The organism is Pseudomonas syringae, assembly GCF_021605415.1.
GTDB lineage: Bacteria > Pseudomonadota > Gammaproteobacteria > Pseudomonadales > Pseudomonadaceae > Aquipseudomonas > Aquipseudomonas syringae_S.
In genome coordinates this window covers 97,864-120,235 of the sequence record NZ_WKEQ01000007.1, presented here as the reverse complement: position 1 = coordinate 120,235, position 22,372 = coordinate 97,864, and the positions used below count along the sequence as shown (strand labels likewise).

The following is a 22,372-nucleotide window of genomic DNA, read 5'->3' as shown; positions in this document are numbered from 1 at the left end:
GTGGCTCAGGGCCGCCAAACCTGACGCAGGCGCGCCAGTGCCGATTTGATTGCCGATTCCGGCACAGCGGCGAAACCCAGCACCAGTCCGGCCCGCTGATCTGGCGGTGTCAGGGAGTCCGCCAGCCAATAATGGCTCAAACCGTTGATTTCCACGTCAACGCTTTGCGCTTTTTCGATCAGTTCACGCTCCCGCTCCACGGTTTCAACTGCAACCGTTAAATGCAGGCCAGCGGACACCGCCGGCAAGCTGCCAATGCCAGCAATGTCCGTCGGCCAACCCTGAAGTAACGCGTTGCGCCGACTCAACGCCGCGCGACGCATCCGCCGAATGTGCCGCTGAAAATGCCCGGCCGCCATGAACTCGGCCATCACCGCTTGGGTGCTGACTTCGGAATGCCGGACATCCACCGCCCGACGCCGGGAAAACGCTTCGACCAGCCCCGGCGGCAACACCAGATAACCCAAACGCAGCGCCGGGAAAGCGACTTTGCCAAACGTGCCGACATACAACACCCGTCCTTGCCGATCGAGCGCAGCCAGTGGCGCCAACGGGGCACCGGTGTAGCGATACTCGCCGTCGTAATCGTCCTCGATGATCCAGCCACCGGTGCGTTCGGCCCAGGCCAGCAATTCCAGACGCCGCGCCAGGCTCATCACCACACCGGTCGGGTATTGATGAGAGGGCGTCACATACGCCACCCGACAATCGGCGGCGGCGCTGAGAGCTGAGCAATCCATGCCCTCCTCGTCCACTGGAATCCCGCGCAACTGCCCCCCCGCCACGGCAAAGGCGTGCCCGGCCGCGCGATAGCCCGGATTCTCAATGCCGACGCCGTCGCCCGGCTCCACCAGCAACTGTGCACAAAGGCTAATCCCTTGCTGTGCGCCACTGGTGATCACAATTTGCTCAGCCGTGCACTGCATGCCTCGGGAGCTGCGCAAATAAGCAGCGATCAAACCGCGCAGACGCGCATCCCCGGCCGGGTCGCCGTAACACAGCTGCTGCATGTCCGGTTTGCGCCAGAAAGCCGCGTTGAGCTTGGCCCAGACGTCGAACGGGAACAGATCGAAGGCCGGAACGCCCACGCGAAATGCTCGTGGCGGCCCACTTGGTGGACGGGGCAAATGGTTGTTTTCCAGGCGTTGCAGCGCATCGCTGTGGATAACTTTACTGGATGAAATCACAGGTAAAACTGACGATTTTGTGGATAAAGCTGTGGGTAACCCTGTTGAAAAGCCTGTGGATAGATTTGTGGATAGTTTTTTCGTCGCGACCTTCGTTTGTGGCAAGTGAGCAACGTAGGTGCCATCGCCCACCCGCCCTTCGATAAAGCCTTCGGCGTAAAGTTGATCGTAGGCACGCACCACGCTGTTGCGAGAGATCGCCAGCGCCACCGCCAGATCACGACTGGCCGGCAGTCGAGTGCCACTTGCGAGCCGGCCGTCCAGCACGCGCAGGCGCAATGCCTGATAGAGCTGGCGGCTCAAACCCTGGCGGCGGTCAAGTTCGATGCCGGCCGGATTGAACGACAAGGACAGTGAGGACGGATCGGGCATGGCAATGGACCTATGAAATTGGTCGTCAATGGCTCTTACAACAGACCAATAGCCTGCCTACGATGCAGGGCATTCGCCAAGGAAAATTTCACCATGTACACGCCCCGCGCCTTTGCCATCGATGACTTGTCTCAACTGCATGAACTGATCCTCGCCAGCCGTCTTGCGGTATTGGTCACCCATGGCGAACAGGGTTTGCAGGCCAGTCACGTCCCGGTGCTTTTGCATTGCGAACAAGGCGAAAACGGCACGCTGTACGGGCATCTGGCCAAGGCCAATCCACAATGGAAAGACCTGCGTGACGGCGCCGAAGCGTTGCTGATTTTTACCGGGCCGGACGCCTACGTCAGCCCCGGTTTCTACCCGAGCAAAGCCGAGCACGGCAAAGTCGTGCCGACCTGGAACTACGTCGCCGTGCATGCTTATGGCCATGCCGAAACGTTCAGCGATGGCGGGCGCCTGCTCGACATCGTCAGCACCCTCACCGACCGCCATGAAGCCGGCCGCGCGCAACCGTGGAGCGTCGATGACGCTCCCGCCGATTACATCGACGGCATGCTCAAGGCCATCGTCGGCTTTGCCATTCCCATCGATCGTATCGAAGGCAAGCGCAAGCTCAGCCAGAACCGCAGCGCCGCCGACATTGCCGGCGTACGCGAAGGCCTGGCCGCCAGCCCGGACATCAACGACCAGACCCTCGCCCACTTGATGCGTTAAGGAAATCACCATGAATCAGATCGACATCCGCCCGGTCAGCGCCGACGACCACGCAGCGTGGTTGCCGTTGTGGCAGGCGTACCTGCGCTTCTACAACACCGAATTGCCCGATGCCGTTAGCCAAAGCACCTGGCAACGCTTCCTCGACCCGAGCGAACCGACTCACGCGGCACTCGCATGGGCCGATGGCAAGGCCGTCGGCATGGTGCATTTCATCTACCATCGCTCGAACTGGAGCATCGAAAACTCCTGCTATCTACAAGACCTGTTGGTGGTGCCTGAAACCCGTGGCACTGGCGTCGGCCGGTTGCTGATCGAGCACGTCTACGCCACCGCCAAGACCGACGGATGCTGCAAGGTGCATTGGCTGACCCACGAAACCAATACCACCGCGATCCAGCTCTATGAGCGAATCGCCGAGCGCCCGGGTTTCATTCAGTTTCGCAAAGCCATTTAAGGGGAATGCCAATGACCGCTTCACTTGCTGACTGGAAAGGCGTCCCGCCGCCGTCGACCACATTGATCGGAGGACGCTTCATTCGTCTGGAAAGACTCGACCCGGCGCGCCACGGCGATGACTTGTTCAACGCCTTGCAGGGCTCCGGTGCCGACCCGAAACTCTGGGATTATTTGCCCTACGGCCCGTTCCCCGAGCGCAGCGTATTCAACGACTGGCTGAACAATCACGCCGCCAGCAGCGACCCGTATTTCTTCAGCGTCATCGACCGCGCCACCGGCCAGGTGCAAGGCATTCTCAGCCTGATGTCGATCGTCCCGGCTCAGGGCCGCATCGAAATAGGCCACGTCACCTTCGGCGCACCGATGCAGCGTTCGCCGAAAAGCACCGAAGCGGTTTACCTGCTCGCCAAGGAATCCTTCGCCCTCGGCTACCGTCGCCTGGAATGGAAATGCAACAACGGCAATGCCCGTTCCAAATACGCGGCCGAACGTTTGGGCTTCAGCTTTGAAGGCGTGTTCCGCCAGCACATGGTGGTCAAGGGGGAGAACCGGGATACGGCGTGGTATTCGATTCTGGATGCGGAATGGCCGAAGGTAGCGGCGGGGTTTGAGCAGTGGTTGAGTGATGAGAATCAGAGTGGTTCGGCGCAGGTAAAAACCCTCTCTGAATGCCGGGGTTAACAGCCCCAAAATCAAAAGATCGTCCGAACGCGGCCCGAGCCTGCGGCAGCTCCTACACCGATCTCCGCAGGCTGCGATCTTTTGATCTTCAATTAATGTCACGCCGAACCCGCGCCACGCCCATCTTCAATCCAAACGGACGGAACACCGCGTTCAAAGACTTCAGCGTCTGATTACCTTCGCCATGCTCGATATGCACCAGCGTACGTACCGAAATCTTGCACATCCTGGCGAACTGAGTCTGGTGCAGCCCGGTCACTTCCACCCGCAAGCGCCGAACGGCTTCGCCGATTTCCAGTGTTCCTTGAGCCATGGCTTGCTGGATGCTTTCGATGAGCGCTCCACGATCAGATACTGAGAGGGTCATCGCAAATCCCTTACAGCTGCATTTAATTGCACTTTTTCACCCATGGTTTCTTTAAGAAACGCAATATAGTGCACATCCGATGACCAACAAGCGGTCTCATCTGTAACGAAATACAGATCCGATGAAGATTGCCTCAGACATCATTCTGTAAAAACCCTCCGCTATACAGGACGCCCCACCTATAACAACAAGGCTGTCCAACCCATGCCCTTCGCGCCCCAACGTCTGTCGTTTGCCATTGCCTTGCTGATCAGTGCCACCGCCGCCCACGGTAAAGCCGTGCAGATCGACACCGCCACCACGGCGTCGCAAACCCTGGGCGGCAGCGACACGCTGACTGTTTCGGCACCGGGCAGTATCACCAACAGCGGCAAGGCTGTGAGCCTCAAGGACAGCACCAGCGGCGTCGGTGTGGTGATCGATAACGCCGGCAAGATTGTGTCCAGCGGTGGCCGGGCTATCGACAGCAGCGGTGACCTGACGCAAGCGCGCAATTACGCGATCTACAATCGCAGCGGCGGGCAGATTCTCGGGTTCAACGATGCGTTGCGCATCGACAGCAATTTCGCCAGCGGCAGCCTGTTGATCGACAACAGCGGCGTCATTCGCTCCACCACCGGCCAGGGATTGGATCTGGATGCGTTGCGCAGTGACGGGGTTAAAACCACGGTTATCAACCGCGCCGGCGCATTGATTCGTGGCGACGCCAGTGACGGCATGAAGACCGGCGCCAACGCGACGATTACCAACTACGGCGAGATATCGACGGGCGATTCGCACAACGCCGACGAGAAGTTCGACGGCATCGATATCGACACCGCGACCGGCGTCAGCGTGACCAACTACGGCGTCATTTCCGGCGGACGTCACGGCATCACCACCGACCTCGGCGCGACGCTGGTCAACTATGGGCAGATTACCGGGCGCAACGGTTCCGGCTTCGGTTCGGATGGCGACGGCACCGTCATCAACCACGGCACCATCACCGGTGCGTATTCCGGGCTGCAACCCAATGGCGACGGCGACGGGGTGGACATCGACAACATTGCCCACATCGAAAACTACGGCGTCATTCAAGGTGTCGGCGCGGGCGGTGTGGACAAGGGCGGATTCGCCAACGGCAGCGAAGGCATTGCCTTGGGCGGCGGCTACATTCTCAACGCCGGCGGCGCGCTGATCAGCGGCGCCAACGCGGCGATTCTGGTCGACGATGGCAGCGGCAACACCGGACTTGCCGCCACCACACTGGAAAACTTCGGCACCATCCAAGGGCTTGACGGCTTCGGCGTGAAGTTCGTGGGAGAGTTCGCCGACAGCGTGATCAACGGCGGCACCATCAGTGGCAGCAATGGCCTGGCACTGGATTTCGGCGGCGGCAACGACAGCCTGACCTTGCGCAACGGCAGCCGCTTTATCGGCGTCGTCGATGGCGGCACCGGTTATGACCGCGTGGTGATGGACGACGCAGCGGGCGGCAGCTTTGGTGCCAGTCGCCACTTCGAGTGGCTGGAGGTCAAGCAAGGCGCGTGGACGCTCAACGGCAGCGGCGATTTCAGCGACGGTGGCGCGGTGCGCAATGGCGCAACGCTGATCAACCGGGGAGGCATCGCGGGCGATATGACAGTGGACGTTGGCGGTGTGTACGCCGGTGGCGGTTCGGTAGGGTCGCTGACGAACAACGGCACCTTGCGCACCGACACCGGTTTCGGCTCCGCAACCATTGTTCGTGACCTGAACATGGGCAGTAATTCGACCCTCGCCTACGGCGTCAACGCCGATGGCAGCAGCGCCCCGGTGATCGTCGGCGGTACGGCCAACCTCAACGGCGCGACGCTCGCGGTCAATCCCGGCGCCGGGACGTATCCGTGGCAAAGCCATTACACCGTGCTGCAAGCCGCACGCATCAACGGCACGTTCGGCACCGTCACCAGCGACTACGCATTTCTCACGCCGACCCTGGCCTACACGCCCACTCAAGTCGATCTGACGTATACCCGCAACGATGTCGCCTTCAATGAGTTCGCCGTGACCGGCAACGGCAGCAAAGCCGCCAACAGCCTGGCCTCGCTCGGCAAAAACAATGCGCTGTACAACGCTTTGCTCAACACCACGCAAAGCAGCGCCGGCGCGGCAATCGAACAGCTCGCCGGCACCAGCAACGCCAACCTGACCAGCGCCACCCTCGGCGCCAGCAGTCAGGTCGGCGCCAGCATGCTTTCAGCGATGCAGCAGATGGGCGGCAATTCGGGGTTGATGGCCGGCCTCGATCAGCATGACACTCCGGTGCTCGCCGCCAATGGCGTGCCGTCCGAGGCACGAAATCTGAACGACCCGAACGCTCGCGGCCGACTCTGGCTGCAAGCCATCGGCGGCTACGGCAAGCTCGATGGTGAACACGGCAGCAGCGGTCTGGAGCAGCACACCAAGGGCAGCGTCATCGGTGCCGACTGGTCGTTGAGTCCGCAATGGCGCCTTGGTGTACTCGGCGGCTATTCGAAGACAGATCTGGACGCGACCGGCGTCGATGGCACTGTCGAAAGCTGGCATGCCGGCGTGTACGCGCTGCATCAAAACGGCCCGCTCGCCTTGCGCCTCGGTGCGGCGTACAGCGGTCATCAGGGCGAGAGCAAACGCACCATCGCCTTCAACGGCTTCAGCGACCGTCCCCGGGGCGATTACGATGCCGACAGCCAACAGGCTTTCGCCGAACTCGGCTACGCCATGGGCAACGGTCGCCTCAGCGCCGAACCGTTCGCCAACCTCGGCTATCAGCGTTATCACCGCGATCGCTACCAGGAAAAGGGTGGCGCCGCCGCTCTGGAGGTCGACCGACAGACTCAGGACAACTTCAGCAGCACCTTCGGTCTGCGCCTGGCGCATCTGAGCTCACTGGATAACGGCATGAGCCTGACACCACGCATGAGTGTCGGCTGGAAACACACCTACGGAGACGTCAGCAGCTCGACCCGTCAGGCTTTCGTCACCGGCGGCACCGCGTTCAGTGTCGATGGCAGTTCGCTGGATCGCGACAGTCTGGTGCTTGAAGCCGGGCTGGATCTGGGGATATCCGCACGTCATACGCTAGGCGTGGGTTACAGCGGCGAAATGGGCAGCAACAGCCGCAATCATGGGTTGATCGGTCAGTGGCAGATGAGTTTCTGATCTTTGCGCAAGCAGGTTCATCTGTATTCGCTGTAGGCACGTTCGTTTCGTCGTGAATGTAAAAGCGGCCCGTCGAAAACCACGGGCTTCTTTTCTACAGATTCAATCGATCCGCCCCGCACGAAAGCCGGATCTGCCTGACATCGGCGCTCAGGACATGCGTCTTAAGGTTGAACCTCCAAAACAAGGAGGTTTGATCCGATGCTTGCTCGACACAGACACCGTCTTCACCATTTGGCCGCCGCTATTGCCTTGACCCTTGGCTACAGCGAACTGTCGCTCGCGCAACCGTTGTCACTGGATTTTGACCCGGCGCCCCGGCTAACGGCGACGGAACAGATATCCGCGCTCGACGCTTTCATCAATGATCCGGCAACCGTCAAACACACCATCAACACTCAAAAATCGGCAAAAGGTGGAGTCTCGCTGGGTGACGCGAACGATCTGGTCATCCTGCAGCGCAGTGATTTGGCCGGTGTGGCGGATGGCGGCGGCGGTGACAATGTTTTGCAATTGAACGCTGCTAAAGAAAACGCGCTGGGGGAATCCCGCAATTTCCAGGGGCTGGAAGTCAAACGAGGCACCTGGACACGTACAGGCCCCGGTGATTTCGAAACGGGGGTGCTGATCCGTCCCAAAGCCACGCTGATCAACGAAGGCGACATTATCGGAGACGCGGTCATTCAGGGCATCTTCGTTAACAAGAACCGGGTCGGGCGCGACGTCACCGTGCTTTCCGGTGGGGATCTGTCCAACTCGGGAGCAATAGCGGGCACGGTGGACGTTGATGAAAAAGGCCATTTCGCAGGGCGCGGCAGCGTCGGTGCGCTGAATCTGAGAGGCCGACTGTCCGTCGATGATGTCTATGGCGCGCCCCATGTTACGGGCGACCTGACCATGACATCGTCAGCCGTGCTCGCCTATGCGGTCGATCCTGCCAGCGGCAGCCCAACCATCAAGGTCGATGGCACAGCGCTGCTTGGCGATGCGACGCTGAAATTGATCAAGGCAGGCGACTATCTGCAAACCAGTCAGCACACGATTTTCGAAGCGGGGAAAGTCGAGGGTAAGTTTGGGGCTGTCCTGAACGATCTGGCGTACATGACACCGACGCTGGACTACGAAGAGCAACGCGTTGGCCTGACTTTTACGCGCAATGATGAAGCGCTTGGGAGCGCTGCGAACACGGAGAGCGGTCGTGTCTTCGGCGAAAGTATTGTGGAAACTTCAATCCCACCCCAACCGATCCCGCCTGACGTTCAGATGTCGGCTATCGAGCCTGTAACACAGGATCTGGCAGAGGTTGTGAGCGAAAATTCTGTGCCCATTCAGACCGACGTTACGACTCAGGCTCACGCTCCAATTAAAGCTGACGCTACAGCTCAGGCAGCAACGCCAAAACCTCAGCACAATCGGCAGCCGCCCCAAACTCCAAAACCCACGCCAGCCAACAAGCTGCCGTCCAACGCCGCCGTGGCTGCGCTGCTCACGACCAACAAAGCCACCGCCGCCATCGCCCTCGAACAACTGGCTGGCGCCAGCACTGCCAACCTGGCCAAGGCCACGCTCAACAGCACCACACCGGTCAGCGCCAGCCTGCTTTCGGCCATGCGTCAGCTCGACGGAGCCACCGGCGCGCGCCCGCAAGGCAACACACCGCGCTACGCCGCCGGAAATGCAGAAAACGGTCGCGTCTGGCTACAGGCGCTGGGGCACGGCGGCAAACTGGATCGTGATATCGAACCCTTGCAACATTCCACCAAGGGCCTGTTGCTGGGTAGCGATTGGCGTCTGGATGAAAAATGGCATCTGGGGTTGATGGCCGGTACTTCGCGGACGCGGCTGGACAGTCGTGAACTGGACGGCGATCTCGACAGCTGGCATTTCGGCGCCTACGCCTTGCGGCAAAACGGCCCAATGTCGCTTCGGCTTGGCGCGACGTACAGCAGTCATGACGGCAAACACGCCCGCCCGGTGGCCTTCGCCAGTTTCCGCGACCGCCCGAAAGCCAGTTACGACGCCAGCACTCAACAGGCCTTCGCCGAAGTCGGCTACAACCTTGGCCGCAACAACGTCAGCATCGAACCGTTTGCCGGCCTCGGCTATCAGCACTATCAGCGTGACGGCTATACCGAAAAAGGCGGAGCCGCATCGCTGAAAGTCCATCGGCAAGCTCAAAGCAACATGAACAGCACGTTCGGCTTGCGCATGGCGAAGATCAACACGCTGACCAACGGCATGCGCCTGACGCCGCGCTTAAGCGCAGGCTGGAAACACACCTACGGCGACGTCGACAGCAAGAGTCGCCAACGCCTGGCGACCGGTGGCCGCGACTACAACGTCTACGGCGCGGCGCTGGATCGCAATAGCTTCGCGCTGGATGCCGGGCTTGATCTCGGGCTATCTGCCAACCACACCCTGGGCGTTGCACTGACCGGCGAAAGGGCCACCGACAGCCGCACCCATGGCGTAACCGGCCAATGGCGCATGGTGTTCTGACCAAAACGCTACCCCGGTAGGAGCAGCCTGCGGCAGCGCCTACCGGTGGCTTCCCGCACGAGCCAAATACTGAACAAAAAAAGGGGAGCACATGCCCCCCCGAGGTTTAAAACGTTGTATCGCGGCTGTTATTTCAACCTTCGATCTCGATCAGGATTTCGCCCGGATTTACCCGATCACCTTTCGCGACGTGGATGGCGGTGACCTTGCCGGCGATGGCCGCCTGGACTTCGGTTTCCATCTTCATCGCTTCGGTGATGAGCACGGCCTGGCCGGCTTTCACGGTGTCGCCTTCCTTGACCAGCACATCGACGATGTTGCCCGGCATGGTGGTGCTGACATGGCCCGGCTCCGAGGCTTGCTTGCGCTTGCTGCTGCCGCCGCTGACAAATTCGTTGAGCGGTTCGAACACCACTTCTTCCGGCATGCCATCAATAGACAGATAGAAGTGACGCTTGCCCTCGGCCTTGACGCCTACACCAGTGATGTCGACACGATAGGTTTCGCCATGCACGTCGATAACGAATTCGGTCGGCACGCCTTCGCCGCCGGCCGACGCCACCGCACCGGCTTCCGGGATCGGCAGCAGCACTTCAGGCACGAGGGTGCCGGCGGCACGCTCTTCGAGAAACTTGCGGCCGATGTCCGGGAACATGGCGAAGGTCAGCACGTCTTCTTCCGACTTGGCCAGAGCACCGATTTCGGCACGCAGCTTGGTCATTTCCGGCTTGAGCAGGTCGGCCGGACGTACATCGATGACCTCTTCGCTGCCGATGGCCTGACGACGCAGCTTCTCGTTCACCATGCCCGGTGCTTTGCCGTAGCCACCTTGCAGGTAGAGCTTCACTTCGTTGGTGATGGTTTTGTAGCGCTCACCGGCCAACACGTTGAAAAAAGCCTGAGTGCCGACGATTTGCGAGGTCGGCGTCACCAGCGGCGGGAAGCCGAGGTCTTCGCGAACGCGCGGGATTTCCGCGAGCACTTCGCCCATGCGATTCAGCGCGCCCTGCTCTTTGAGCTGGTTGGCCAGGTTGGAGATCATGCCGCCCGGCACTTGATTGACTTGCACGCGGGTATCGACCGCCGTGAATTCGCTTTCAAACTGGTGGTACTTCTTACGCACGGCATAGAAGTACAGGCCGATTTCCTGCAGCAATTCCAGATTCAGGCCAGTGTCGAACTCGCTGCCCTTAAGGGCCGCGACCATCGACTCCGTGCCCGGGTGGCTGGTGCCCGAGGCGAAGCTGGAGATAGCCGTGTCGATATGGTCGGCGCCGTTCTCGATGGCCTTGAGTTGGCACATCGTCGCCAGACCGGCCGTGTCGTGGGAGTGGATGAAGACCGGCAGGGATTGCTCGGCTTTCAGTGCCTTGACCAGTTCGCCAGTGGCGTACGGCGTCAACAGACCCGCCATGTCCTTGATCGCCACCGAGTCGCACCCCATGGCTTCCATTTGTTTGGCCTGGGTCACGAACGCGTCGATGGTATGCACCGGGCTCGTGGTGTAGGCGATGGTGCCCTGAGCGTGTTTGCCCGAGGCCTTTACGGCTTCGATGGCCACGCGCAGGTTACGCACGTCGTTCATCGCATCGAAGATACGGAACACGTCGATGCCGTTGACCGCAGCCTTGGCAACGAAGGCTTTGACCACGTCGTCGCTGTAATGGCGGTAGCCCAGCAGGTTCTGGCCCCGAAGAAGCATTTGCAGACGCGTGTTAGGCAACGCGGCGCGCAACTGGCGCAGACGCTCCCACGGGTCTTCTTTCAGAAAACGTACACAGGCGTCAAACGTCGCGCCGCCCCAGCATTCCAGCGACCAGTAGCCGACTTTGTCGAGCTTGTCGCAGATCGGCAGCATGTCTTCGGTGCGCATGCGGGTGGCGAGCAGCGATTGGTGAGCGTCGCGCAGGATGGTATCGGTAACGAAGATCTTCTTAGTCATTAGTAGCTCCTCAAAGCGGCAAGTTGCGAGCTAGAAGCGGCAAGTAAAAGCAGGAAGCTTTTACTTGCCACTCACAGCTCGAAGCTTGCAGCTGCTTCATTCATAGACCTGCGTGGGCGGCGATGGCGGCGGCGATGGCCAGGGCCAGCTCTTCGGGTTTGCGCTTGATCGAGTAGTTGGTCAGTTCAGGGTGGCTTTCAACGAAGCTGGTATTGAACTGGCCGCTACGGAATTCCGGGTTGCGCAGGATTTCCTGGTAGTACGCGGCTGTGGTCTTGACCCCTTGCAGACGCATGTCGTCGAGCGCGCGCAGGCCACGATCCATCGCTTCTTCCCAGGTCAGCGCCCAGACCACCAGTTTCAGGCACATCGAATCGTAGAACGGCGGGATGGTGTAGCCGGTGTAGATCGCCGTGTCGGTGCGCACGCCCGGACCGCCGGGAGCGTAATAGCGAGTGATCTTGCCGAAGCTCGGCAGGAAGTTGTTTTTCGGGTCTTCGGCGTTGATCCGGAACTGCAACGCAAAACCGCGATGGACAATGTCTTCCTGCTTGACCGACAGCGGCAGGCCGGAGGCGATGCGGATCTGTTCGCGAACGATGTCGATCCCGGTGATTTCTTCGGTGATGGTGTGTTCCACCTGCACCCGGGTGTTCATCTCCATGAAGTACACCTCGCCCTCGGCAAGCAGGAACTCCACGGTGCCGGCGTTTTCGTAACCCACAGCCTTGGCTGCACGCACCGACAGGTCGCCGATGTAGGCGCGCTGTTCCGGGGTCAGCTGCGGGCTCGGCGCGATTTCGATCAGTTTCTGGTTGCGGCGCTGGATCGAGCAGTCACGCTCGAACAGGTGCACCACGTTGCCGAAACTGTCACCGAGGATCTGCGCTTCGATGTGCTTGGGATTGACGATGCATTTTTCCAGGAAGACTTCCGCCGAACCGAATGCCTTGGTGGCTTCGGAGATCACTCGGGGGAAATTCTGTTCGAGTTCTTCACGGCTGTTGCAGCGACGGATACCGCGACCGCCACCGCCAGAGGTGGCTTTGAGCATCACCGGATAACCGATGCGATCGCCTTCGGTCAGCGCCTCTTCGATGCCCGACACATTGCCCTCGGTGCCCGGAGTGACTGGCACGCCGGCCTTGATCATGCTGCGGCGCGCTTCGGTCTTGTCGCCCATGCGGCGGATGACTTCCGCCGACGGGCCAATGAATTTGATACCACGCTCGGCGCAGATGTCTGCCAGCTCGGCATTTTCCGAAAGGAAGCCGTAGCCGGGGTGCAGCGCATCACAACCGGTTTCAACCGCCAGGTTCACCAGCTTGCGCGGGTTCAGGTAACCGGCCAGTGGCTCGGCGCCAATGCTGTGGGCCTCGTCCGCGCGCTTCACATGCAAGGCATGGCGATCCGCATCGGAATAGATCGCGACCGAGCGAATGCCCATCTCGGCGCAAGCACGCACGATTCGTACGGCAATCTCACCACGGTTGGCGATCAGGATCTTTGTTATCACTTGGAGGTTCCTTGAGCCGGTGGTACCTAACGACCTGCTAGACCCAGGCCGACGCGTGACCAAATGTTTCAGTTTGGTCGCGTCTTCACACTAGCCCTCGCAAGGGATTAACAAAAATGAATAATTATTGGGTTAGCCATAAGTAAACACTTATAGTCAGCGCTACAGCCTATGGCAAGAGTCTTCATAAAATGCGTAAGTCATTGATGCGTATGACATTGCGTCAATTGCAGATCTTCAATGAAGTGTGCGATTTACGTTCTTACAGTCGAGCAGCCGAGGAAATGTCTCTCACACAACCGGCCGTCAGCCTACAGATCCGTCAGCTCGAAGAGCTGATTGGGCAGCCGCTGTTCGATTACGTCGGTAAAAAACTCTACATGACCGAGGCCGCCGAAGCACTGCAACGCGCCAGCCGGGACATTTTTGGCCGACTGGAAAACCTCGATATGCAGCTTTCGGACATGCAAGGTTCGCTGCAGGGCCAGTTGAAGCTGGCCGTCGAGTCCAGCGCCAAATACTTCGTGCCGCATTTGTTCGCCGCGTTCAAGCGTCAGCACCCTGAGGTAAATTTGCAGCTGACTGTAGTCAATCGTGGGCAAGTCATTCGGCGCCTGTCGGATAACCGCGATGATTTGGTGATCATGTCAATGGTGCCGCAGGACATGGGGCTGGAGTTTCTGCCGTTCCTGAACAACCCCATTGTGGCCGTTGCGCGGCCGGATCATCCGTTGTCACACATGGGCCCGCTGCGCTTGCAGGATCTGGAGCCCTATACGCTGCTGATCCGCGAGCCTGGTTCCGGCACGCGACTGGCCTGCGAAGAATATTTCAAAGAGAAGCGCGTGCACTTCACCCAGACCCAGGAAGTGGCCTCGGCCGAAGCCCAGCGTGAATGTGTGGTGGCGGGTTTGGGCCTGGCGCTGATGACGCGCCATGCCCTGAACCTGGAGCTGGCGACCGGCGGATTGATCGAGTTGCCGATCGAGGAATTGCCGCTGTTTCGCAGCTGGTGCCTGGTGCAGGCCAAGGCCAAGCGCCTGTCACCGGTGGCGCACGCCTTCCTGGCGTTTATCCGCAACGAACGCGTGCAGATCAGCGCGCTGGTTGAGCGGTTCGCCGGGAAATTGCCGGTGTTACCTGCCAACAGTTGAGTTCGAGTTCTGCTGAAAAATCGCCGATCTCGGCGAGAAGCTGGCGTTGTTCGAAGCGATCTTCGATTGCACGGCGAAATTCCATGCGGCGCTGGTCTTCTTGCTGACGACGGGTTTTCGCGGCGCTGTTGCGTTCTTCGTAGGGCTGAGCCATTTCGAGTCTCCCAAGGCGAGTACGGGAGTTTCACGATAGGCGGCGGGGATGACGGTTTGGCGGTGTCGGGGTTACAGACTGATGAACATTTTTATAAAACTTCGCTGCTTTTGAGAACGCTTTCGTGGGCAAGCCCGGCTCTACAGGTTTTGGTGCTGCACACAAATCTGTGGACATAGCTGACACCTGTAAGAGCCGGGATTGCCCGCGGCTCTGGACGACGTCAGTCGTCCAGCGCTTTCACTGATTTGGGCGACAACCGTAAGCTGCGCAGGCTGCGCTTAACGCTCTTCAGGTGGTTGACCAGGCTCGGCCCGCGCGCCATGGCCACGCCCATCGCCAGCACGTCGATCACTACGAGGTGAGCAATGCGCGACGTCAGCGGCGTGTAGATTTCGGTGTCTTCATGCACATCGATCGCCAGGTTGACGGTCGACAGTTCGGCCAGCGGCGTCTGGCTCGGACACAAGGTGATCAGCGACGCGCCACTCTCGCGCACCAGATTGGCGGTGATCAGCAAATCTTTTGAGCGGCCGGACTGGGAAATACAGATCGCCACGTCGGTGGGTTTCAGCGTCACGGCCGACATCGCCTGCATGTGCGGGTCGGAATACGCCGCCGCCGTCAGCAATAATCGAAAGAACTTGTGCTGCGCATCCGCCGCGACGGCGCCCGAAGCACCGAAGCCATAGAACTCGACGCGCTGGGCCTGAGACATCAGCGTCACCGCGCGCTGCAATTCCACCGGATCGAGCTTCTCGCGAACCTCCATCAGCGTGTGCAACGTGGTGTCGAAAATTTTCAGGCTGTAGTCGGCGACCGAATCGTCTTCATGGATCGCGAACTGACCAAAACTCGCGCCAGCGGCCAGGCTCTGGGCCAGCTTGAGCTTGAGATCCTGAAAACCGGAGCAACCGATGGCGCGGCAGAAGCGCACGATGGTCGGCTCACTGATGCCGACGCTGTGGGCCAGGTCGGCCATGGAACTGTGCATGACGGCCGCAGGGTCAAGCAGCACGTGATCGGCGACCTTGAGCTCCGACTTGCGTAACAGGTGACGTGACTGGGCAATATGTTGCAGCAGATTCAAAGGGCTGGACTCTTTGTTATTGGGCAGATGCCAGGGATGTAGCAAGCTTGTAGTTATACTACATGAATCTTCTTTTTGCCCGTCCAATGCGTAACTCGATGTCCCCGTTTCATGAGACATCGGCTGCGTGTAGCCCTTAACGCGTACGTTCCTGCGCACGCAATAGCCCGGCCAAGCCTTCAGCAGCCACCGGACGACTGATCAGATAGCCCTGCACTTCGTCGCAGCCCTCGACCCGCAAGAACTCCAGTTGCTCCTGCCGCTCCACGCCTTCGGCGACGACCTTCAGCGATAAGCCGTGGGCCATGGCGATGATCGCCCGAGTGATCGCCGCGTCCTCACCGCCCTCCCCCAGACCGCGTATGAATGCCTGATCGATCTTCACGTAATCCACCGGAATACGCTTGAGGTAACTCAGTGATGAGTAACCGGTGCCGAAATCGTCGATCGCCAGTTTCACCCCCAGATCGCGCAACTGCTGGAAGGTCGCGATGATGTGTTCGACGCTGTCGAGCAACTGGCTTTCCGTCAGCTCCAGCTCCAGGTATTGCGGCGCCAGACCGGTTTCCTCCAGCACTTGCCGCACCAGACTGACCAGTTTGCCTTGACGCAATTGATGCACTGACAGATTCACCGACACCCGAATCGGTGCCAGCCCCTGACGCTGCCATTCGCACGCTTGCCAGCAAGCCTGACGCAAGACGAATTCGCCGATCGGCCCGATCAGGCCGGTTTCCTCGGCGAGGCCGATGAACTCCCCCGGAGGCACCCGCCCCATGGTCGGATGATCCCAGCGCACCAAGGCTTCGGCGGCATTCAAACGCCCGGTTTCCAGACACAACTTGGGCTGGTAGAAGACGTTCAGCTGTTGTTCTTCAATGGCTTTGCGCAGCTGGTTTTCCAGTTGCAGGCGCTCCAGCGTGGTGGCTTGCAGGCTGTCGGTATAGAACTGGAAATTGTTGCCGCCCAGGTGCTTGGCATGTTGCATGGCCATGTTCGACTGGCTGACCAGCGCGGAGATTTCCCGGGCGTTGTCCGGCAGCAAACTGATACCCATCGAAGCGCTGACGACCAGCTCATGCCCTTCCACCGTGACCGGTACGCGCAATTTGCCCGCCAGGCGCGTCGCCACGCGCGCCAGGCTCGAAAGGTTGCCGTAAGCCGTGAATAACACCGCGAATTCATCGCCGGACAATCGCGCAATGGTGTCTGCTTCGGGCAGCGCATTGACCAGTCGACGAGACATTTTTTGCAGCAACTGATCCGCGACTTCGTGACCGAGGCTGTCATTGAGTTGCTTGAACCGATCCAGATTGATGTGCAACAGCGCCAGGTTGCGATGGCTGCCCTGTCGCACGCGCTGGTGCGCTTCGCTGAGCCGTTCGCGGAACATCGAGCGGTTGGCCAGGCCGGTGAGTTCGTCGTAATGGGTCAGATAGCGCATGCGTTCTTCTGATTCGCGTCGCGCAGATAAATCGGCGAAGAAGCCGACAATGTGACTGACATGTCCTCGGTCATCGCACACTGCGGTCAGTTGCAGCCATTGCGGATAGAGTTCGCCATTCTTGCGCGTCTCCACCAACTCGCCCTGCCAATGGCCATGCTGTTCCAGCGCTTGGCGGATCGCCAGGTAATGGCGCCGGGCGTCGCGACTGCACGGCAGTTCGACCACGTTGCGACCGAGCATGTCATCGATGTCGTAACCGGTGACGCGGCTGAATGCCTGATTAATCGCAATCAACGAGTAATTGGGATCAAGAATCACGATCCCCTCACTCGCAGCTTCAAACACTGTCGCCGCCAATTGCCGTTGCGCTTCCAGGTTTTTGCTGGCGCTGATGTCGCGCCGGGTGCCGACCATGCGGATCACCCGGCCGTTTGCGCCCCGTTCCACCGCACGACCACGGTCTTCGATCCAGACCCAGTGACCGTCGCCGTGACGCACGCGGTACTCGATCTGATAGTCCTCCGTGCGCCCCTTCAGATGTTCGATCAGCGTGTGTTTGAGCGTCGGCAGATCATCCGGATGCAGGCGCGGCTTGAGGTGGCGGATCAGCGCAGTGACGTATTCCGGTGCGAGACCGAACAATTCCTTGATCTGCGTGTGATGGACTTCGTCGGTTTGCAGATTCCAGTCCCACAAACCCAGTTCGCTGGCCTTGAGCGCCAGTTCCAGCCGCGCTTCGCTTTTGCTCAGCGCCTGATTGGCAGCGTCCAATTCCTGACTGCGCAGGGCGACACGATTTTCCAGTTCGACCTGAGCCTCGCGCAATTTGCCCTCGGCGCAGCGGCGGTGTTCGATTTCCTTGGCCAGTTTCTGATTGAGCTGATCGCTGCGGGCCTGGGCCTGTTGCAGATTTTCGATCAAGGCCTGGTTCTGGAAGCGCCGCAACAAGCCGCGATCGATCAAGCGATTGATCTGCCAAGCCACCACGCTCAGGGAACCCAGCAGGATCAGTCCAAGCCATCCCCAGCCACGAGCCTGTTCGTCGCCACCCCAGAACAGATAACCAATGGCCGGCAGCAGACACGGCAAGGTAAAGGACAGGAACGCTGGCAGGCTCACCGCATACGCCACGCTGGCCGACAGGGTCGCGGCGCCGATCAGGCCGAATACCCAGGCCTGCTGCATAAAATTGTCGGCAGGCACCAAGGCGATACCGGCGCCAGCCAGAGTCAGACCGGTCAGGGTCGAACCGAGCAGGAACATGCGCCGCCAGATCGGTTGTGCCTGGCGGTCGGGAATCGCCGAATCGAAGGCCGCGACCTGAATCACCCGCAGCGCCACCAGCGACAGCAGCCATACCAGCCAGACGCTGACCACGAAGTAGCGCTGCGGGCTCCAAAGCAAAGCGGCGCAGACCAGACCGTTGATCAACATGAACAGCGTAGGCAGCAGTGAACCCTGATACAGCAGTCGAGTGCGTTCGACCGCTATCTGCATGGCGTACTGCTTGCGGATGACCCGGGTTTCCACGATGGGGCCCGACAGGTCGGAGCTGAGGGACATAGGCAATGTTGTTGTTCTTATAAGAGGAGCATGCGCCCGAAACGTGGACGGAGCATACACAAGCCACGGCGCTTGCCAAACTGCCGGGGGTCATAATTTCATCGGATTTTCCCGCCCCCCGGCGCAACCAAAACGCCCTCAGGCCAGACCGGTCGCCGCTTGCAGGCAATGACCGACCGGTCGTCATTGGCAGCACTTTCATCGGCTAATGCAAAGCTCGGTTTGCCCGGGCTGGCGGCGCACCCTAGAATGCGCCGATGCGCGATGATCTCTCCCTTTTGCTGAACTCCCTCAACGATGCCCAACGTCAGGCCGTAGCGGCCCCCGTCGGCCGTCAGTTGGTTCTGGCCGGTGCTGGCTCCGGTAAAACCCGAGTGCTGGTGCACCGTATCGCCTGGTTGATCCAGGTCGAAAACGCCTCGCCCCACTCCATCCTGTCGGTGACCTTCACCAACAAGGCCGCTGCCGAAATGCGTCACCGCATCGAGCAGTTGATGGGTATCAACCCGGCCGGCATGTGGGTCGGCACCTTCCACGGCCTGGCGCACCGCTTGCTGCGGGCGCATTGGCAGGAAGCCGGACTGAGCCAGACCTTCCAGATTCTCGACAGCGACGATCAGCAGCGGCTGGTCAAGCGGGTGATCCGCGAGCTGGGGCTGGATGAGCAACGCTGGCCGGCGCGTCAGGCGCAATGGTTCATCAACGGACAGAAAGACGAAGGCCTGCGTCCGCAACATATTCAGGCCGGGGGCGATTTGTTCCTGGCGACCATGCGCGGCATCTATGAGGCCTATGAGGCCGCGTGCCTGCGCGCCGGCGTCATCGATTTTTCCGAGCTGTTACTGCGTGCCCTCGACCTGTGGCGCGACCATCCGGGCCTGCTCGCGCATTATCAGAAACGCTTCCGGCACATTCTGGTCGACGAATTCCAGGACACCAACGCCGTGCAGTACGCCTGGTTGCGTCTGCTCGGCCATGGCGGCGACAGCCTGATGGTGGTCGGCGACGACGATCAGTCGATTTACGGCTGGCGGGGCGCGAAGATCGAAAACATCCATCAGTATTCCGCCGACTTCCCGGACGCCGAAACCATTCGTCTGGAGCAGAACTACCGCTCCACCGCCGGCATTCTCAAGGCAGCCAACGCCCTGATCGCCAACAACACCGGGCGTCTGGGCAAAGAGCTGTGGACCGATGGCGGCGACGGCGAAGCGATCAACCTCTACGCCGCGTTCAATGAACACGATGAAGCACGCTACGTTGTCGAAACCATCGAAAGCGCGCTGAAAACCGGCCTCGCTCGCAGCGATATCGCGATTCTGTACCGCTCCAACGCCCAATCCCGCGTTTTGGAAGAAGCCTTGCTGCGCGAGCGCATTCCGTATCGAATCTATGGCGGCCAGCGATTCTTCGAGCGGGCGGAAATCAAGAACGCCATGGCGTACATGCGTTTGCTCGAAGGCCGCGGCAACGATGCGGCGCTTGAACGGGTGATCAACGTTCCGACCCGTGGCATAGGCGAAAAGACCGTCGAGGCGATTCGCGAGCATGCACGCCACAGCGATGTATCGATGTGGGAAGCGATGCGCCTGTTGGTGGCCAATAAAGGTCTGACCGGACGCGCGGCGGGTGCCTTGGGCGCCTTCATCGAGCTGATCGAGAACCTCGCAGCCAAGTGCGCGCAGATGCCGTTGCACCTGATGACTCAAACCGTCATCGAGCAATCCGGTTTGATCGCTTATCACGAAGCGGAAAAAGGCGAGAAAGGCCAGGCCAGGGTGGAAAACCTTGAAGAACTGGTCAGCGCCGCGCGCAACTTCGAAAACAGCGAAGAAGACGAAGACCTGACGCCGTTGGCGGCGTTCCTCGGCCACGCCTCGCTGGAGGCCGGCGACACGCAGGCCGACGAACACGAAGACAGCATTCAGTTGATGACCCTGCACAGCGCCAAAGGCCTGGAATTTCCTTACGTGTTCCTGGTCGGCATGGAAGAAGGCCTGTTCCCGCACAAGATGAGCCTGGAAGAACCGGGTCGTCTTGAAGAAGAACGGCGTCTGGCGTACGTCGGCATCACCCGGGCGATGCAGAATCTGGTGATGACCTATGCGGAAACCCGGCGCCTGTACGGCAGCGAGACCTATAACAAGGTTTCGCGTTTCGTACGGGAAGTGCCAAAAGGTCTGATTCAGGAAGTGCGCCTGTCCAACAGCGTCAGCCGGCCGTTCGGCGGCAACCAGACGATGGGCGGCAGCAATCTGTTCAGCGGCAGTGAGATTCCGGACACTGCCTTGAGCCTTGGCCAGGCGGTGCGGCATTCGATCTTCGGCGAGGGCGTGATCCTCAATTTCGAAGGTGCCGGGGCGCAGGCGCGGGTGCAGGTCAATTTCAGCGAAGGCAGCAAGTGGCTGATGCTCGGCTATGCGAAACTGGAAGCCTTGTAGGAGCCGAGCATATTTCCGGCTGAACCTATCCCGATTTCCTACAGACAAAAGTACATAGCCTTATTGCCTCGGCAGAGCTGAACGTGACCTGTCAGGCAAAAGCCCGAAACACTCTGCCGCTAGCCAGTAACACTTCAGCTGTGCAACATGGCGCGCGTGCCCTTCACAAACGGGAATTTCCTTTATGAAACGTTTTCTCAGCATCGCCATGGCGCTGTGCATTGGCCTGACGATGAGCCTCGATGCCAACGCCAAGCGTTTTGGCGGCGGTAAAAGCGCAGGCTCCGCGCCTTCGCACCAAACCAGCCAAATGGCTCCTTCATCCGCTGCGGGCGGCGCTGCGGCGACCGCCGGTGCTGCAGGTGCCGCTGGCGCTGCTGCCAAGGCCGGCGGTGCTTCGCGCTGGCTCGGCCCTCTCGCCGGCATCGCCGCCGGTGGCTTGCTCGCTTCCATGTTCATGGGTGACGGTTTCCAGGGGATGCAGATCTTCGACATCCTGATCATGGCAATCATCGCGTTCGTGATCTTCCGCTTCATCGCCGCCCGTCGCCGCAAGCAGCAGGAGCAATTCGCTCCGGCCGGTCATGCGCCGATGCAGCGCGAAACCTTTGAACAGAAGCCAGCGATGGGTTCGATCTTCGGTGGCTCGGCCGCACCTGCTGCCGCCCGTCCGGTGATCAACGCACCAGCCTGGTTCAACGAACAAAGCTTCCTTGAAGCCGCGCGCAATCACTTCCAGTCGCTGCAACAGCACTGGGACGCCAACGAGATGGACAAGATCTCCGAGTTCGTGACCCCGCAAATGCTTGAGTTCCTCAAGCGCGAGCGTGCGGATCTGGGCGACGGCTTCCAGTCGACCTACATCGACAACCTCCAGGTGCAACTGGACGGCGTGGATGACCGTGCGGACAAGACCATCGCCACCCTGACCTTCAGCGGCGTGTCGAAGACCTCGCGTTTCGATCAGGGCGAAGTGTTCAGCGAAAGCTGGAACATGGAGCGTCCGCAGGGCGAAAACCAGCCTTGGCTGGTGGCCGGTATCCGCCAGAACGGCTGATCCACTCTGCGATAAGCATGCTGTAACGAAGACCCCGGACTTGTCCGGGGTTTTCTATTTCGCGGTTGCATCTATAGCAAGCTACTGTATAAACCGCCCCATCTAAACCGCGGCATACGCACAAGAGGATCCCGGACGTGGAAGAAATCATCGAACAACTGCGCGAAGCCAACGAACCCGTGCCGGTTCCCCTGGAGTTGCCAGACGAAGACCTGCTGGTCGAAATCGAAGAACAGCTGTTCATCGACATCCCGTTTGTATTCAGAGAGTTTTTGCTGACCGTCAGCGACGTGGTCTACGGCAGCCTGGAGCCGGTCACCGTCACCGACCCGCAATCGCACACGTATCTGCCGGATGTTGCCGCCAACGCATGGGATGCCGGCGTCGATCGCAGCCTGATCCCGATCTGCCAGGATGGCGACGACTACTACTGCGTCGAAGAAGACGGCACTGTGGTGTTGTGGCAGGCAGAAGAAGAGCTGATCGCCGAGGAAACCTGGGAGTCGGTGTGGCATTGGGCGCGGGACGTCTGGCTGGAAAGCTGATCAACCAAACGCCCCGGAT

16 protein-coding genes are annotated in these 22,372 nt (G+C 60.1%); 9 read left to right on the top strand and 7 right to left on the bottom strand.

From position 1 onward, the window contains the following. Positions 1–5: 5 nt before the first annotated feature. Positions 6–1,559: a MocR-like pyridoxine biosynthesis transcription factor PdxR gene (gene pdxR / locus GIW69_RS07050; protein ID WP_236481411.1), complete on the bottom strand. Its 1,554-nt coding sequence runs from the start codon at positions 1,557–1,559 to the stop codon at positions 6–8. Positions 1,560–1,652: 93 nt separating this feature from the next. Here pdxR and GIW69_RS07045 point away from each other — a divergent pair, with 93 nt between their 5' ends. From GIW69_RS07045 to GIW69_RS07035, 3 genes are read left to right on the top strand one after another with little or no spacing between them, the layout of a single operon-like run. Continuing rightward, positions 1,653–2,276, top strand: a complete 624-nt coding sequence (locus GIW69_RS07045) for an FMN-binding negative transcriptional regulator (protein ID WP_236481410.1) — start codon at positions 1,653–1,655, stop codon at positions 2,274–2,276. Positions 2,277–2,286: 10 nt separating this feature from the next. Continuing rightward, positions 2,287–2,733, top strand: a complete 447-nt coding sequence (locus GIW69_RS07040; RefSeq protein WP_236481409.1) for a GNAT family N-acetyltransferase — start codon at positions 2,287–2,289, stop codon at positions 2,731–2,733. 11 nt (positions 2,734–2,744) lie between these two features. After that, the gene (locus GIW69_RS07035; RefSeq protein WP_236481408.1) at positions 2,745–3,416 is read left to right on the top strand and encodes a GNAT family N-acetyltransferase; all 672 of its coding nucleotides are present in this window, start codon (positions 2,745–2,747) and stop codon (positions 3,414–3,416) included. 88 nt (positions 3,417–3,504) lie between these two features. On the opposite strand, the gene GIW69_RS07030 is transcribed toward GIW69_RS07035, so the two are convergent. Then, a complete protein-coding gene (locus tag GIW69_RS07030; protein ID WP_236481407.1) occupies positions 3,505–3,783 on the bottom strand; it encodes a helix-turn-helix domain-containing protein in 279 nt (92 codons plus the stop codon). A gap of 204 nt (positions 3,784–3,987) precedes the next feature. On the opposite strand from GIW69_RS07030, the gene GIW69_RS07025 reads away from it, so the two are divergent. Together GIW69_RS07025 and GIW69_RS07020 are read left to right on the top strand one after the other, a co-directional pair. Further along, positions 3,988–6,945: an autotransporter outer membrane beta-barrel domain-containing protein gene (locus GIW69_RS07025; protein WP_236481406.1), complete on the top strand. Its 2,958-nt coding sequence runs from the start codon at positions 3,988–3,990 to the stop codon at positions 6,943–6,945. A gap of 201 nt (positions 6,946–7,146) precedes the next feature. Beyond that, the gene (locus tag GIW69_RS07020; protein ID WP_236481405.1) at positions 7,147–9,444 is read left to right on the top strand and encodes an autotransporter outer membrane beta-barrel domain-containing protein; all 2,298 of its coding nucleotides are present in this window, start codon (positions 7,147–7,149) and stop codon (positions 9,442–9,444) included. A 133-nt stretch (positions 9,445–9,577) separates the two neighbouring features. On the opposite strand, the gene oadA is transcribed toward GIW69_RS07020, so the two are convergent. Both oadA and GIW69_RS07010 read right to left on the bottom strand, forming a co-directional pair. Then, on the bottom strand, positions 9,578–11,386 hold the full coding sequence (gene oadA, locus GIW69_RS07015; RefSeq protein WP_236481404.1) for a sodium-extruding oxaloacetate decarboxylase subunit alpha: 1,809 nt from the start codon (positions 11,384–11,386) through the stop codon (positions 9,578–9,580). Positions 11,387–11,486: 100 nt separating this feature from the next. Beyond that, entirely contained in the window at positions 11,487–12,902 is a 1,416-nt protein-coding gene (locus GIW69_RS07010) for an acetyl-CoA carboxylase biotin carboxylase subunit (protein WP_236481403.1), read from the bottom strand. 191 nt (positions 12,903–13,093) lie between these two features. Between GIW69_RS07010 and GIW69_RS07005 the strand changes: the two genes are divergently transcribed. Further along, positions 13,094–14,056: a LysR family transcriptional regulator gene (locus GIW69_RS07005; RefSeq protein WP_236481402.1), complete on the top strand. Its 963-nt coding sequence runs from the start codon at positions 13,094–13,096 to the stop codon at positions 14,054–14,056. On the opposite strand, the gene GIW69_RS07000 is transcribed toward GIW69_RS07005, so the two are convergent. From GIW69_RS07000 to GIW69_RS06990, 3 genes are all read right to left on the bottom strand, one after another. Then, positions 13,998–14,210, bottom strand: coding sequence for a PA3496 family putative envelope integrity protein (locus GIW69_RS07000; RefSeq protein ID WP_236481401.1), 213 nt, complete (start codon positions 14,208–14,210; stop codon positions 13,998–14,000). The two genes, GIW69_RS07005 and GIW69_RS07000, sit on opposite strands and share 59 nt — an antisense overlap. A gap of 223 nt (positions 14,211–14,433) precedes the next feature. Next, positions 14,434–15,300 carry a transcriptional regulator HexR gene (hexR, locus tag GIW69_RS06995; protein ID WP_007927594.1) on the bottom strand — a complete coding sequence of 289 codons (867 nt, stop codon included), beginning with the start codon at positions 15,298–15,300 and terminating at the stop codon, positions 14,434–14,436. 136 nt (positions 15,301–15,436) lie between these two features. Further along, positions 15,437–18,310: a GGDEF domain-containing phosphodiesterase gene (locus tag GIW69_RS06990; RefSeq protein WP_236481400.1), complete on the bottom strand. Its 2,874-nt coding sequence runs from the start codon at positions 18,308–18,310 to the stop codon at positions 15,437–15,439. Between the two features lie 257 nt (positions 18,311–18,567). On the opposite strand from GIW69_RS06990, the gene uvrD reads away from it, so the two are divergent. The 3 genes from uvrD (at position 18,568) to GIW69_RS06975 (ending at position 22,353) form a co-directional block, all read left to right on the top strand. Continuing rightward, the gene (gene uvrD, locus GIW69_RS06985) at positions 18,568–20,751 is read left to right on the top strand and encodes a DNA helicase II (RefSeq protein ID WP_236481399.1); all 2,184 of its coding nucleotides are present in this window, start codon (positions 18,568–18,570) and stop codon (positions 20,749–20,751) included. Between the two features lie 184 nt (positions 20,752–20,935). Continuing rightward, a complete protein-coding gene (locus GIW69_RS06980) occupies positions 20,936–21,808 on the top strand; it encodes a Tim44 domain-containing protein (protein ID WP_236481398.1) in 873 nt (290 codons plus the stop codon). 137 nt (positions 21,809–21,945) lie between these two features. Beyond that, positions 21,946–22,353, top strand: a complete 408-nt coding sequence (locus GIW69_RS06975; RefSeq protein ID WP_003187120.1) for an SMI1/KNR4 family protein — start codon at positions 21,946–21,948, stop codon at positions 22,351–22,353. The last annotated feature ends 19 nt before the right edge of the window (positions 22,354–22,372 follow it).